Below are 14,539 nucleotides of genomic sequence, written 5' to 3'. Positions count from 1 at the left end.
GTAGTCAATTTTAAAATTAACGTATTTCTAAAGTTGAGATAGAATGCGCTGGACTTGTTATTTTAGAAGCTTTTCCTTTTATCCATAGAAAATATTCTACATCATTCTCAGATTGGTTCATAACTACAACTTCTAAATTATTATCCTGATTTACAAAAGCCGTAGACAACAATTTATTACTGCTCGAATTACAAGCCACACGTTTTGCACCCGGTTTAATGAATTTAGAAAAATGCCCTAAATAATAATATCCGTTGGTGTAAATCAGTTTTCCGGTTTTAAGATCGGCATGAATAGGCGACATGCAAAAGTTCTGAACATGATTTGGTCCGCCTTTTTCATCAAGCAAAATATTCCAGTCTGTCCAGGCAACCGTTCCGATATTGAAATCGTTAATCATCGACATACCGTATTTTTCACCGTAACTCCATTCCGTTAATAATTTTTGGTCAAAATCTGCCGCGCAGCCTTCTGTTAAAATAAGCGGTTTATCAGGGAAAGCTTCTGCAACACGGCGTTCAGCTTCGAAATTCATTCCGTTTTTCATCCAGTCTTCGTACCAGTGATAGCCAACTCCCCAAACATATTTGGCAGCATCTTTATCTTCTAAAACAGTGCTGACACGCTGATACATTAAATCACGATTGTGATCCCACATAATCAGTTTCTTTTTAGACATTCCGGCTTTTTGCATCGTTGGCCCAAGAAAGTTTTTTATAAAATCACGTTCTTCTTCGGCAGTAAAAATGCATGATTCCCATTTTTGAACCGCCATTGGTTCGTTTTGAACAGTGTAACCCCAAATCGGAATTCCTTCTTTTTCGTATTCCTGAATGAATTTTACAAAAAAGTTAGCCCAGCTTTGGTGGTATTCGGCTTTTAAAGCACCTCCCTGCAAAACATTATTATTGGTTTTCATCCACGCCGGCGGACTCCAGGGTGAGGCGTATAAAGTTAATTTTCCTCCGGCTTTTGCAATCGCTTCTTTTATTAACGGAATTCTGTATTTTTTGTCGTGGCTAATGTCGAAAGTTTTTAAATCTTTGTCGCCTTCAGCAATATAACTGTAAATATCACTCGAGAAATCACAGCTCTGCATATTCGTACGAGCCAAAGTATAACCAATTCCTTGGTCTTTATCGTAATAAGCTGTCAGGATTTCTTCTTGTTTATCTTTTGGAAGTGCGTAGAAAACTTCTGCGGAAGCGTCAGTAAGTGCACCGCCAATTCCAAGCAGAGTTTGATACGTTTTTGAAGGATCAACAAAAACAGAAGTTTCTTTTTCCGTAGGCTGCGGTTTGTCAAAAAATGATAAAGTCTCTGTTTTGGTTAATTTATTATCGGTGTTTTTTGCCGTTAAATAAATAGTAACACTTTTATAATCTGAGGCTTTAGGTGTTTTTTTCTGCGCCGATAAACCCGTCGCCAGAAAACCGGATAACATGATGGTCAGGCATGTATTGATTTGGTATGTTTTCATAATTATGGTTAAATAGTTAGTATCGTTTTACGCTAGAATAGTATCGATTTTCTGAAGCTCATCAGCAGAGAAATCAGTGTTTTTAAGACAGCCTATAGAGTCTAAAACCTGTTCTGGTTTACTTGCGCCAATGATTACAGAACTGATTCTTTTATCTTTTAAAACCCATGACAAAGCCATTTGTGCCAGACTTTGTCCGCGTTCTAAAGCCATTTCATTAAGCTGACGAACTTTTGCAATATTCTCCGGTGTAATCGCATCTTGCTCAATTGCTCCGTTTCCGCGGTGTGCATTTGCTCTTGAATTTTCAGGAATTCCGTTTAAATATTTATTCGTAAGAAGTCCTTGTGCCAAAGGAGAAAAAGCAATGCTGCCAACTTTGTTGGTTTCTAAAACATCCAGTAAACCGTTTTCAATTGTACGTTCCAGCATTGAATATTTCGGCTGATGAATTAAACAAGGTGTTCCTAATTCTTTCAAAATGTTAATGGCTTTTTGAGTTTCTTCTGGGTCGTAGCTCGAAATACCAACGTAAAGTGCTTTTCCCTGACGAACAATTAAATCAAGTGCTGCCATGGTTTCTTCTAATGGTGTATTTGGATCTGGTCTGTGATGATAAAAAATATCCACATAATCTAATCCGAGACGGGAAAGGCTTTGGTCTAAACTCGCAACTAAATGTTTTTTTGATCCCCAGTCACCGTATGGACCATCCCACATAGGCCATCCAGCTTTACTGGAAATCACAAGTTCATCGCGAAAAGATTTAAAATCTTCTTTGAATAATTGTCCAAAAGTTTGTTCTGCAGATCCCGCCGGCGGACCATAATTATTAGCTAAATCAAAATGACAGATGCCATTGTCAAAAGCAGTATGTAAAATGTTTCGGGCGTTTTCGAAACTATCGATCGCGCCAAAGTTGTGCCACAGCCCAAGGGAAAGGGCAGGAAGCATTAATCCGCTGTTTCCGCAGCGACGGTATTCCATTTTTTGATATCGGTTTGAATCAGGTATATAACTCATATTTTATTTTGATTGAATTTTTAAACACATAGAAACATAGATTTATTAAGCGAATAAAGATTAAAATAAATGATACATCATTTACACATAGCCTATGTTTTTTACTGCAAGTGAAACGCCTTTCAACGTCAGCAAAAACTATGTTTCTATGTGTTTAAAAATTATTCGGTTACTATATTTCAAAGAGTTGGTTCTTATATTTTTTTGAATGCTTTTATTACAATTTCTAAATCAGAAACACCTCTAAATCCGCTGAAACCAACAGAAAGTTTTGTTCCGTCAGAAAGAGTTAAAGGTTGCCCGCCCTGCCAGCCAATAAGATCAGGAGCGTCAATTCCGTTTGCGTTTTCTTCTACAATATTATTAAAAACCAATTTTTCATAATCACCTGTTTTCACTCCGGTAAGCCAAACCTGACTTGCTTTTATCCAGGCTATTTTATACGATTGTCTTTTTCGGGCTTTGTCATTTCCGTACATACGGCCGTAAACTGTGCCTTCTTCGTCAATCACACAGATAGCTACATTTCCGTTAGAAATTGCTTTGTCTTCCGGAATTTCCATATAGCTGGGAATCAGATCTTCTATAGCCAGTAATGCCAAAGTAATTCGCAAGTGTAGAATTTGGTCGTTCATTGTTTTGATTTATAAAATGTTAAGGTTTCAAAGATTAAATTTTTTGTTTCTTAATTTCTTAAACTAGATCAAGAAATATTAATAAATAAATCATCTTATATTTACATTTTGTAATCGGATTCAATCTTTATAAATCAATAGAAAATGTTTGATAAAATACGAGACTATCTTTCAAGGACTGTCCGCTTGACGGAAAAGGAACTTAAAATTTTTGAGAACAGTCTGGAATTGAGAAAAATTCCTAAGAAAACTATTTTATTGAGTGCGGGCGAAGTATGCAATTTTGAAGCTTACATTAATAAAGGCTGTATTCGCGAATATTTTATTGATGGAAACGGAATTGAACTGACTTTACAATTTGCAACCGAAGACTGGTGGGTAAGTGATATTACGAGTTTTGAAGACCAAATTCCGAGTGATATGTATATTGAAACCCTTGAAGATTGCGAATTACTGGTTTTAACCCGTCAGGCAAAAGAAAATTTGATAAATGAAGTTCCGCAGTTAGAAAGAATGTTCCGATTGATGATTCAGAGGCATTTGTCGAAGTTGCAAAAACGATTGTTTAAAACTGTTTCGGCAACGGCAATGGATCAGTATATTGAGTTTGTGACTCGTTACCCAATGATTTCGCAACGCGTTTCACAGCAATATATCGCTTCTTATTTAGGAATTACACCTGAATTTTTAAGCAGATTAAGAGCGAAGCATTTGAAGAATGGGTGAATTTAGATTTTAATATATAGGTTTCCTTGTTCCGTAGGAACATTTCGTTGGTAGAAAAAATAGCTATCGACCGCATTACGTTCCGTAGGAACGTTTGGTCTTTAGACACGTTTTTTAAACAATTTAATTTATCAAACGTTCCTACGGAACGTAAATTCTGCGAATCTATTTTATTTTCTACCAACGAAACATTCCTAACGGAATGTCTATACATTCTTCTCCAATTTCAAAACATCCGAAGGTACAAATCCATATTTATTTTAAAAATAAAAGAGAAATGAGAGTTTTTTTAATCTTTTGAAGTTCCTTTCCGTGCTCGTTTTAAATCAGGAGGGAGATTCTCTCGGACAATTTTTAATGCAGTCAGCGCATTTCCTTCACCAAGATATTCTCCATTATAGGCGACAACAACAAATTCTTTTTCATTTGTAGGTAGTTTCTCTTTTTTATCTGACCTGCCAATCTGAAAGGCAAAAACTTCAAATTCTTTAGCAGTTACATAAGGAAGATTAGAACGATCATAAGGATAGCCGGTGCATTTACTAAAGCATAAAGTATAGAGACTTATAAAAGGGAATAAATTACCAACAACAGGATCTTTAAAGGCTAAGACAAAAAACTCTTTAAGAGCCCAATAGTCTTCTTTTAATAAGAGGTTCCATTGAAATTCAATTTCTCTGTTTTCATCAAAGGCGGTGGCTCTTTCATCTGTCTTAGCAAAATTAAAATTTTCACAAAGTAAACGGGCGGTTATATCCTGACTAAACCAGAGATCTAAAGCTTTTGCAATTTCTGAAACAGTTTCGGTACCACCGCTGGCTAAACAAACACCATTTCTCCAAAAGTCAATTGTATAGCGACCTGTTTCTTCAATAGTAATTTGGGATAATTTGTTTTGATTTTTGATTAATATGTGCCTGCCATGATTCTGCTCTTCCAGTTTTAAGTTTGAATTTATTTTGAGTAATTCGTCAGCTAAGATTTTTGAAATCTGAACGGTTTGTTCTGATTTCAAAGATGTTGTTTTCCGAAGAATTTTTTTTAGTTTTCGTAACAACCTATTCATAAATTTTCCAAAAGATTTAGTATTGCTAATGTAGAAAATATTCTAAGAAACAGTTACTGTTTTAAACCTGCAATTACACTTCCTTCCCCAATTTCAAAACATCCGAAGGAGCAAATCCATATTTCTTTTTAAAAGCAAAAGAAAAGTGGGAGAGATCTTCAAAACCAAGATCAAGATAAATATCAGAAGGTTTTTTGCCTTTCTTTTCCAGTAAAAAATAACCTTCTTTCAGTCGGCGTTGAATGAGCCAGCGGCTTGGCGTATCTGAAAAAATAGCAGCAAAGTCACGTTTAAAAGCCGAAATACTTCTTCCGGTTAAATACGCAAAACGTTCCATGCTGATGTTGAACTTATAATTTCGATTCATATATGCTTCGAGATCAATTTTTTGAGGTGGTGCAAAATCAAATAAAATGTCTGTCAGCTGCGGATTTTCTTTTAGCAGAATCAAAAGCAGTTCTTCACGTTTTATATTCGAAAAAGTTTCGTCGATTTCGCCGCCATCATTATAGTACGGCATCAGCGAAAGAATGAAATTAGGAACCAGATTTGTTTTCTTCAAAGCAGCAAATGCCGCGTCATCTTCACTTTTTTGAGCTTTGATTTTATGTTTTTCGGCAAAAGCTTTTAAAAATAAGGTATCAAAAATCACGACAACTTTTTCAAATTCTCCGTCTTGTTTTTGTTTGTTGTATCTCGCCAGATGATTTTTTCGGGCAATGCAGTATTCGCCCGGTTTTAGGTTGTATTTATTAACGCCGTCGTAACCTTCAATCGAGCCTTTTGCCAGATACAAAAAGAAATGTTCTGCAATAAAATGTTCCGGTGATATTTCGGGACCTATATAACAACTTTTGATTTCTGTATATTTCATGACAAATCAAATTGGTTTTTCAGCACTGTTTTTCCACCATTCGGGAAAAACTTTATGATTATCAAAATTAACGATTTCTCCCATAATAGGCGTAATCAGCGGAATATGATATTTTTTATTCAAACGGGTAATTTCATTTAGCGGTTCATTCCATCGGTGTTTTGCTAATGCAAATTTCGAATTATGAACGGGAACCATACTTTTAGCATTTAAATCTTTTGCGGCCTGCAAAGTTTCTTCGGGAAGCATATGAATATAATGCCACGCTTTGTTGTATTGTCCGTTTTCCAGAAGAGCAACATCGATTGAACCAAATTTCTTTCCGATTTCGGCAAAATGTGTGTCGTAACCACCATCGCCGCTGTAGAATACTTTCATAGTTGGCGAACTAATTAAATATGATGCCCACAAAGATTGGTTTTGTGTAAATCCGCGCCCTGATTTATGTCTCGCCGGAAGTGTATGAATCGTGAAATCTTTTCCAACAGTTACCGAATCGTTCCAGTCTTCTTCCATAATTTTATTTTTAGGATAACCCCAGCGTTCAAAATGTGCACCAACGCCCAAACCGCAAATGACAGTTTTGACTTTATTTTTTAGTGCCAAAATGGTTTCATAATCCAAATGATCGTAATGATCATGAGAAATTAGCAGATAATCAATTTCGGGTAAATCTTCAACATGATATGAATTTGTTCCTGCAAAAACGGTTACACTATTCGGAATAGGAGAAGCATTATCACTAAAAATCGGATCAATTAAGAATGTCTTTCCATCAATTTGTAAAAGGGTAGAAGAATGTCCAAACCAAACCAAAAGGTTTTGATCTTTTGGCAAATGTTTCAAATCTCTTTTTACCGACTGAATTTTGCCAGAAGGTTCAGTTGGAACTTTTTTATCAAAAATCTGGCTTCGTATTACGCCCCAAAAAGTATAACCCGGAGCAAAAGTTGGCGTGTACGTTTTATTCTGAAATTCTCCATTTTTATAATGAGATGATTTTTCAATTCTTAGCTTAGTTTCTCCCGAAGGCAAACTTCCAAAAGTTGCTTTTTGCATATACAGCCAAGTGCTGAAACCCAAAATCAGAATTAAAATTACGATAACAATAAGCATTCGTTTGATTATTTTTAGAATTCTTTTTTTCATTTTAATTCGCTGCTTTTTTAATGTCAATAGCTTCCAATATTTTTTTAGAAAATCCGAAACGAGCTGTCGAAATCATCGCACGACCAATTTCTCTGGTTTCGCAGCCGGTATAAAATAATCCCATAATTGGGTACAGAAACTTAATGTATTTATTAAATCCTTTTAAATGAATTTGTGTTGGATCCGGTTTCATTAATCCCGGACGAAAATTGTACTGCGCTTTAAAAGACATTTTTTGCAAAGCATTTTCGGTTTTTCCTTTTACACGCGCCCACATTACTTTTCCGTTTTCAGAACTATCGGTATGTGATCCTGAAATAAAATTGAAAACCAAATTCGGATTTTGGTTGAGTACAACTTCTGCAAAATGAATCGTTGTATCGTACGTAATATAAGTGTATTGCGCTTCGTCAAGTCCCATGCTGCTGATTCCCGCGCAATAAAAACAGACATCATAACCTGAAAGTTTAGTATCGTCTTTTTTCAGCGAAAGAAAATCAGAAACAAGATATTCGGTTAATTTAGGATGTGATTTTCCGCTTGGTTTTCTTCCCACATATAAAACTGATTTTACTTGATTATTTTCAAGACATTCTATTAAAACGCCTTCGCCAACCATTCCGGTTGCGCCAGTTACAATTACTTTCATCTTTTAAACTTTAAGAGATTTCCATTTTATTAAACTAATAATACTTGCCATAATCGCTTCTTCATTGGTACGCGGAGTCCAGCCCAATATTGTTTTTGCTTTTTTGTTGCTTGCATTTCGGTTAATGCCAACCAAAGGTAAAATCGCTTTTGCCTGATCGTTAAATAAAGCAGTTAAACGTATTATAAAGGTAGGCAAAGATTTTGAAGGTGCTTTTTCGGTTACATACGGCATTTTTTCTTTTAGGAATTTTACAATTTCCATTAAAGACATTGTTCCGCCCGAAAGAGCTAAAAATCGCTGGCCTTTTGCTTCCGGTTTTTCCATTGCCAGAATATGTAATTCGGCAACGTCTCTTACGTCGACAATTCCTAATCGAATATCCGGAATGGCTTTCATCGAACCGTCTAATAATTTTTTCAGTAATTCAAAACCGCTTGACAAATCTTCGTTTAAAGAAGGTCCAAAAATCCCCATCGGATTAATTACAGAAAGTTCTAATGCTCCGCCTTCATTTTTCATAAAATCCCAAGCTGCTTTTTCTGCCAGAACTTTAGATTTATTATATGTTGAAAGTCCTTTTTCGTTAGGATCTGTCCAGCTTTCTTCGGTAATAAGTGAATTTTTATCTTTATGACTGTAGCCGACAGCGCCAAAGTTAGATGTCATCACGACACGTTTTACACCTGAATCTCTTGCTGCTTTTAAAACTCTTAAAGTTCCATCAACGGCTGGGCGAATCATTTCGTCTTCATCTTTTGGCAATCTTAAAAATATAGGCGAAGCAATATGCAAAACGTAGTCGCAGTCGATCATCGCTTCCGGCCAGTTTTTATCGCTAGTTAAATCGGTTTCAATAAATTCTAATGTACTGAAATCCGTTATGCCGCCGTTTTGCAGCATTTCAAAAATCTTGTCTTTACTTTTTAAGGAACGAACGGTTGTTCGAACCTGATAACCGCGATTGAGTAATTGCAAAATACTATGTATGGCAACAAAACCTGTTCCGCCGGTAACTAATACTTTTTGATTTGAATGTATCATCGATTGTATTTTTATAGGGCAAATTTCAGAAGAAAGCCAAGAACTTATTTTGTTGTAAAGTCCAAAGTTATTTTGTTGAGAGGTCCAGAATCCTGAAGTGGAAAAATCAATTGATTTTCTGAAAAAAATCTTATATTCGCTATGATTAAAAAGAAAAAGCCATGTCTAAAGAAATAGTTTCATTTAAAAATTTACACGAAACCTATAAAAATATGGGGCTTCCTGTAAATGAAATTACCGACAATGATGGCTTAACAATTAATAATTTAAAAGACCTGCATCCGGAACTGCCGTTTAAATCCATCGGATTCAGACCGGGTTACTTTTCTTTTTTATTTGTAAAAGATGCTAAAGGGAAATACACGACTGATGATGTTTCTTTTAATACAGAACCGGGAACGGTTTATTTTACAAATCCGGGTCACTTTAAATCTTTTGAGTGGAATGAAATTAAAGATGTTTATTTGATAACCATTACAGAGACTTTTTTAAAAGAGAATGTGCACACGAATATCTTTAAGGAGTTTCCTTTTTTATTATCGGAAACGGTGTATCCGAGAAATTTGAATGAAACCGCTTTTAAAGAATTCGAAACGATTTATCTTCAAATCGAAAAAGAATTCAAATCAGAATCTTCCATAAAAAATAAAATAATTGGGGGATTTCTGCTTATTCTTCTTCTAAAAATAAAAGAAGCTTTCTGGAATAATTACAATCCAATTTACGAAGGAAATAAAAGTTCGCAAATCGTAAAAAACTTCAAGAAAAACCTTGAACATCATTTTCGAGAATTACTCGACGGAAAAACAGATAAACAGCTTCGGGTAAAAGATTATGCTTTGGCGCAGAATCTTCATGAAAATTATCTCAACAACGTTATTAAAAGTAAAACGGGGAAATCAGTAAGTAACTGGATTTCGGATAAACTGATTACAGAAGCTAAATCGCTTTTAAAAAACTCTACGCTTTCTATTAAAGAAATAGCGTATAAATTGGGTTTCATAGAAACGTCGCATTTTAGTAATTACTTCAAAAAAAACACCAAAACCTCGCCTGAGGAATATAGAAAATCTGCTGATTAAGGGTATGCTTTGAATTTTGCATTTCAATCTGTAATCTTCGCAACAACCCCGTTACATTCTATTTGCAATTTTGTACTGTCGATAATGACATAACACAAAATTCAAATAATCATGAAAAATTTACAAGACAAAGTAGTTTTAATTACAGGTTCATCAAGAGGAATTGGAGCCGCAATTGCTCAAAAAGTTTCTGAGGCCGGAGCCAAAGTTATTATCAATTATGCAGGAAGTAAAGAACCTGCCGAAAAACTGGCTCAGGAAATCATAGCCAGCGGTGGTCAGGCTATCGCAATCAAAGCAGACGTTAGTAATTCGGCAGAAGTAAAAGCTTTATTTGACGAAAGTATTGCGCATTTTGGCAAAATCGATGTTTTGATTAACAACGCTGGTATTATGATTACCAAATTAATCAAAGATACTACGGATGAAGATTTTGACCGTCACTTCAACATTAATGTAAAAGGAACTTTTAATACCATGCGTGAAGCTGCTGAAAAACTAGCTGATAACGGAAGTATTATCAATTTCTCAACTTCTGTAAATCGAATTATGCTTCCGGGTTACGCCACTTATGTAGCCACAAAATCGGCTGTGGAGCAATTGACAAGAGTTTTTTCTAAAGAAATTGGTTCAAGAGGAATTAATGTAAACTCAGTTTCGCCAGGACCAACAAACACAGAATTGTTCACAAACGGAAAATCTGAAGAAGTTATCGCAAGATTAGCATCATTATCTGCTTTTAACAGAATTGGCGAAACCAATGATATTGCAAATGTTGCAGTGTTTCTTGCTTCTGACGATGCAAAATGGATCAATGCGCAGAATATTGGTGTTAACGGCGGAATGGCTTAATCGTAGAAATTATGAAAACATACATAAACGCTATAATATTAGGATTGTTTGGCGCAGTTGCCATTACGGTTTCTTTCATGCTGCAATGGCCAACTTGGACGATGTTCCTGGCCTGGGTAAGTTATTATTTATTCGGAAAATCAATTAAAACTTCAATTCCGGTCTTTGTGCAAATCATCTTCGGAATATTGATGGGAGTTGCCATAATGGTTTCAGCTAAATTTTTTGAAACTATAATTGGAGTTGCAGGTTTTCAACTGGCTGTATTTTTATTCATCGGATCATTGGCTTTTTTATCCAAAATAGAAGGTTTAAAAAGTATTCCGGCCTGGTTTATCGGCTTAATAATCATTTTCGGAGTGCATCCTGAACTTGAATTTGCGGCTGTTGCAAGTTTGCTGATTCCAATAATTGCGGGTTTTACATTTGCCTGGCTCAATGATTCATCACTTCAAATCGTATCAAAATCATTCAATAATTAAAATTTAAAAATCATGAAAATATTAAATAATAAAGTCGCATTAATAACAGGTTCTGCCAGAGGTTTAGGAAAAGCTATTGCAGAAAGATATGCATCATTGGGAGCTAATATTGTAATTAATTATTCAAAAGATAAAGCTTCTGCAGATGAAGTAGTTTCAAATATTACGGCAATGGGCGTAAAAGTAATTGCCGTTCAGGCCGATGTTAGCAAAGTTGCCGATATCGAAAGATTATTTGAAGAAGCTATTAAAGCTTTTGGTAAAGTTGATATCGTAGTGGCCAATGCCGGAATCGAAATGGTAGAAACCCCGGTTACTGAATTTACAGAATCTCAGTTTGACAAACTATTTTCTATCAATACAAAAGGTGCTTATTTCACGATGCAGCAAGCGGCCAAAAAAGTAGAAAACAACGGAAGAATCATTTACATTGCTTCGAGTACAACCGCTTTCCCAATTCCGGGAATGGCAATTTATGGCGGAAGTAAAAGCACGCCTAGATATATGGTTGATGTTTTGTCTAAAGAAATCGGCCATAAAGGAATTACGGTAAACAGTATTATTCCGTTTGCGGTAGATCATTCCGGAATTTTTGCTGATGCAGACAGTTATCCTGAACTGAGAAAATCATTAATCGACAGCTGCCCAATGGGAAGATTGGCCGAGGTAGAAGATGTTGCTAATATTGCTGAATTTTTTGCAAGCGATTTATCTTCTTTTGTAAACGGTCAGCATTTGCTTGTAAACGGCGGTGCAAATCAATAATAAATCAAATATTTTAGAAATGGAAAATAATAGAAATTCCTTAAAAGGAAAAAAAGTAGTCATTTTGGGCGGAACTTCTGGTTTAGGATTGGCCACCGCAAAAGAAGCTTCTCAGGAAGGTGCAAATGTGATTATTGTTTCAAGTAATCAAAACAGAATCAATGATGCGCTTAAACAATTATCGACAGAATCTACTGGATTTGTGGTTGATTTAAGTAAAGAAGAAAACATCAAAAACCTGTTTGAAAACATAGGTAATTTTGATCATCTGGTTTACTCAGCAGGCGAGAATTTGAATCTGACTACGCTTGACGATACTGATATTGAAAACGCAAAGAACTTTTTCACAATTCGTTATTGGGGCGCACTTGCGGCTGTAAAATATGCTTCAAAATATATTAATGAAGGCGGTTCTATTGGGTTAATGAGCGGAATTGCAAGCCAGAGACCCGGTTCAGGATGGGCATTGGCGGCAAGTATCTGCGGCGCAATGGATGGACTTTGCAGAGCTTTGGCGGTAGAACTGGCTCCTATTCGTGTAAATGCCGTTGCGCCGGGTGTTATCAAAACAAACCTTTGGAATAGTATGGACGAGAGTACAAGAGAAGGGTTTTATAAATCGGTTGGCGATTCATTATTGGTAAAACGAGTTGGTAATCCTGAAGAAATTGCTCAGACATTTACTTTTTTAATGAAACAGACATTTGCTACAGGTCAGATTATAACGATCGACGGCGGAACTGTTTTGGTTTAATCTTATTATAAAGTTTTTAAAAAAGTCAGGTTTTGTGTTATTAAAACCTGACTTTTTTATTGGAGTATTTTTAGAATCCTCATTTTGGCTTATTTGTTCCTCATTTCTACTTATTCGCCCGAAAACTTGCGAACTAGTTTTGTATCAAATAATTTTAATGATATAAAAATGAAAAAAACAGTATTAATTACAGGAACTTCTTCTGGTTTTGGACTAGCTGCAGCGCAATTCTTTGCAGAAAATAATTGGAATGTTATTGCCACAATGAGAGATGTAAGTAAAGCAGGAAAACTATTAAACATGAAAAATGTTTGGGTTGGAAAACTCAATGTCGAAGATATTACTACAATACATTCAGCTATTGAGTCGGGAATTCAACATTTTGGGCGTATTGATGTTATTGTTAATAATGCGGGTTATGGGCTTTTCGGAATTTTTGAAGGCGCTTCAAGAGAAGCAATTCAGGCGCAGTTTAATGTAAATGTATTTGGAGCGATGGATGTCAGCCGTGCGATTCTGCCGCATTTTCGTACTAACAAATCAGGGACTATTATAAATGTGAGTTCAGGAGCAGGAGCAATTGGTTTTCCGATGGCGTCTCTTTACAGCGCTTCAAAATTTGCATTGGAAGGTTTTTCAGAAAGTCTTCGTTATGAATTAGGATCGCTGGGAATTAAAGTTAAAGTAATTGAACCGGGCGGGGCTTTAGAAACTAATTTTCAGGCACGAGTAGGAGGAGAAAGCGGAAATGTTCAGTTTATTGAAGATTATGTTCCGTTTTTAGAACACATTGGAAAGTTATACGGCGGTTTGGAAAATAATGTAGATCATGATGCACTTGAAAAAGTAGTGGCTTCTATTTTTGAAGCAGCAAATGATAATTCAGATCAATTTAGATACACACCTACAAATGATATTAAACTGTTTTTAGATGCTCGACGCAGTTCATCTGAAGAAGAATATAATGCTCTCACAAACAGTATTTTTTCTGGTAAAAGTTAATGACTTCTATCGTAAATTTACATTTTCAGTATTATGATCGATAAATCAATAAAAAAGAACCAGCTGCGTTATTTCAATTCTATTGCAGAATTGACAGATGCTTTGGGTGTGTCAAAACCCTTGCATCCGCTTATTACTTTTTTTAATCATAGTGAAATTTCACCGGCTTCTGATGTTAGAAATTTAGTGGCAAATTTTTATATGGTTTCATATAAAACCAATTTGAAAGGTAAAATGAAATATGGTCAGGGATATTATGATTTTGATGACGGCGGATTGATTTTTGTTTCGCCCAATCAGGCTTTGTCAGTAGTAGATGACAGTGATGAATGTGAAGGGTTTAGTTTGTTCTTTCATCCTGATTTTCTCTTATCGTATCCGTTAAGCAAAAGTATTTCTAAATATGGTTTTTTTGCTTACAACATAAACGAATCGCTTCATTTGTCTGATCGTGAACGAGAGAAAATTACAAGTGTTTTTGAAGATATTCATCAGGAATTAAATGCCTCTATCGATGAAATTAGTCAGGATTTAATTATTTCGTATATTGAAGTTTTACTGAATTACAGCAACAGATATTACAAAAGGCAATTCATTACCAGAAAAGTGGTTAACACGACACATGTCGAAAAATTTGAAAATCTTCTGGCTGATTATTTTAATTCGAAAGAATCAATATTGAAAGGATTACCGACAGTAAAATACTTTTCAGATAAATTAAACCTTTCTGCGAGTTACCTCAGCGATATGCTCAGAAGTGCAACGGGATTAAATACACAGCAGCACATTCACTCAAAATTAATTGATATTGCGAAAGAAAAGCTGACTTCAACAAATTTAACGGCTGCCGAAATAGGATACGAATTAGGTTTTGAACATCCGCAGTCGTTTAATAAATTGTTTAAAATGAAAACCGGAATTTCGCCTGCAGAGTTTCGTCAAGGTTTAAATTGATT

The 14,539-nt window shown here is 35.4% G+C and carries 16 protein-coding genes; 8 read left to right on the top strand and 8 right to left on the bottom strand.

From position 1 onward, the window contains the following. Nucleotides 1–16: 16 nt before the first annotated feature. The 3 genes from ABDW27_RS07940 to ABDW27_RS07930 form a co-directional block, all read right to left on the bottom strand. Nucleotides 17–1,480 carry a glycoside hydrolase family 30 protein gene (locus ABDW27_RS07940; RefSeq protein ID WP_343695403.1) on the bottom strand — a complete coding sequence of 488 codons (1,464 nt, stop codon included), beginning with the start codon at nucleotides 1,478–1,480 and terminating at the stop codon, nucleotides 17–19. Nucleotides 1,481–1,507: 27 nt separating this feature from the next. Beyond that, the gene (gene mgrA, locus ABDW27_RS07935) at nucleotides 1,508–2,503 is read right to left on the bottom strand and encodes an L-glyceraldehyde 3-phosphate reductase (RefSeq protein WP_343695402.1); all 996 of its coding nucleotides are present in this window, start codon (nucleotides 2,501–2,503) and stop codon (nucleotides 1,508–1,510) included. A gap of 194 nt (nucleotides 2,504–2,697) precedes the next feature. Continuing rightward, a complete protein-coding gene (locus ABDW27_RS07930) occupies nucleotides 2,698–3,138 on the bottom strand; it encodes a hypothetical protein (RefSeq protein WP_343695401.1) in 441 nt (146 codons plus the stop codon). 144 nt (nucleotides 3,139–3,282) lie between these two features. On the opposite strand from ABDW27_RS07930, the gene ABDW27_RS07925 reads away from it, so the two are divergent. Then, nucleotides 3,283–3,864, top strand: a complete 582-nt coding sequence (locus ABDW27_RS07925; RefSeq protein WP_343695400.1) for a Crp/Fnr family transcriptional regulator — start codon at nucleotides 3,283–3,285, stop codon at nucleotides 3,862–3,864. A 289-nt stretch (nucleotides 3,865–4,153) separates the two neighbouring features. Here the strand turns inward: ABDW27_RS07925 and ABDW27_RS07920 are convergent, their stop codons facing one another. The 5 genes from ABDW27_RS07920 to ABDW27_RS07900 form a co-directional block, all read right to left on the bottom strand. Further along, entirely contained in the window at nucleotides 4,154–4,879 is a 726-nt protein-coding gene (locus tag ABDW27_RS07920; protein WP_343695399.1) for a DUF6193 family natural product biosynthesis protein, read from the bottom strand. A gap of 124 nt (nucleotides 4,880–5,003) precedes the next feature. Further along, nucleotides 5,004–5,804, bottom strand: a complete 801-nt coding sequence (locus tag ABDW27_RS07915; protein ID WP_343695398.1) for an AraC family transcriptional regulator — start codon at nucleotides 5,802–5,804, stop codon at nucleotides 5,004–5,006. 6 nt (nucleotides 5,805–5,810) lie between these two features. Continuing rightward, nucleotides 5,811–6,953 (bottom strand): MBL fold metallo-hydrolase, encoded by a 1,143-nt coding sequence (locus ABDW27_RS07910; RefSeq protein WP_343695397.1) that lies wholly within the window; start codon nucleotides 6,951–6,953, stop codon nucleotides 5,811–5,813. Nucleotide 6,954: 1 nt separating this feature from the next. After that, complete coding sequence (locus ABDW27_RS07905; RefSeq protein WP_343695396.1) at nucleotides 6,955–7,602, bottom strand: epimerase; 648 nt, start codon at nucleotides 7,600–7,602, stop codon at nucleotides 6,955–6,957. 3 nt (nucleotides 7,603–7,605) lie between these two features. Further along, the gene (locus ABDW27_RS07900) at nucleotides 7,606–8,646 is read right to left on the bottom strand and encodes an aldehyde reductase (RefSeq protein ID WP_343695395.1); all 1,041 of its coding nucleotides are present in this window, start codon (nucleotides 8,644–8,646) and stop codon (nucleotides 7,606–7,608) included. Nucleotides 8,647–8,807: 161 nt separating this feature from the next. On the opposite strand from ABDW27_RS07900, the gene ABDW27_RS07895 reads away from it, so the two are divergent. The 7 genes from ABDW27_RS07895 (at nucleotide 8,808) to ABDW27_RS07865 (ending at nucleotide 14,537) form a co-directional block, all read left to right on the top strand. Beyond that, entirely contained in the window at nucleotides 8,808–9,728 is a 921-nt protein-coding gene (locus ABDW27_RS07895; RefSeq protein ID WP_073416242.1) for an AraC family transcriptional regulator, read from the top strand. 111 nt (nucleotides 9,729–9,839) lie between these two features. Further along, a complete protein-coding gene (locus tag ABDW27_RS07890; RefSeq protein WP_343695394.1) occupies nucleotides 9,840–10,580 on the top strand; it encodes an SDR family oxidoreductase in 741 nt (246 codons plus the stop codon). A gap of 11 nt (nucleotides 10,581–10,591) precedes the next feature. Then, nucleotides 10,592–11,062, top strand: a complete 471-nt coding sequence (locus tag ABDW27_RS07885) for a DUF1097 domain-containing protein (RefSeq protein WP_343695393.1) — start codon at nucleotides 10,592–10,594, stop codon at nucleotides 11,060–11,062. A gap of 12 nt (nucleotides 11,063–11,074) precedes the next feature. Beyond that, entirely contained in the window at nucleotides 11,075–11,827 is a 753-nt protein-coding gene (locus tag ABDW27_RS07880; RefSeq protein WP_073416239.1) for an SDR family oxidoreductase, read from the top strand. Nucleotides 11,828–11,846: 19 nt separating this feature from the next. Then, complete coding sequence (locus ABDW27_RS07875) at nucleotides 11,847–12,581, top strand: SDR family oxidoreductase (protein ID WP_343695392.1); 735 nt, start codon at nucleotides 11,847–11,849, stop codon at nucleotides 12,579–12,581. 168 nt (nucleotides 12,582–12,749) lie between these two features. Next, nucleotides 12,750–13,583, top strand: a complete 834-nt coding sequence (locus ABDW27_RS07870; RefSeq protein ID WP_343695391.1) for an SDR family oxidoreductase — start codon at nucleotides 12,750–12,752, stop codon at nucleotides 13,581–13,583. 33 nt (nucleotides 13,584–13,616) lie between these two features. Then, the gene (locus ABDW27_RS07865; protein ID WP_343695390.1) at nucleotides 13,617–14,537 is read left to right on the top strand and encodes a helix-turn-helix domain-containing protein; all 921 of its coding nucleotides are present in this window, start codon (nucleotides 13,617–13,619) and stop codon (nucleotides 14,535–14,537) included. The last annotated feature ends 2 nt before the right edge of the window (nucleotides 14,538–14,539 follow it).

It is taken from the genome of Flavobacterium sp. (genome assembly GCF_039595935.1).
In the GTDB taxonomy this organism is placed as follows: Bacteria; Bacteroidota; Bacteroidia; order Flavobacteriales; family Flavobacteriaceae; genus Flavobacterium.
The sequence above is the reverse complement of the archived record's forward strand: the minus strand, read 5'-3'. Positions and strand labels throughout refer to the sequence as shown.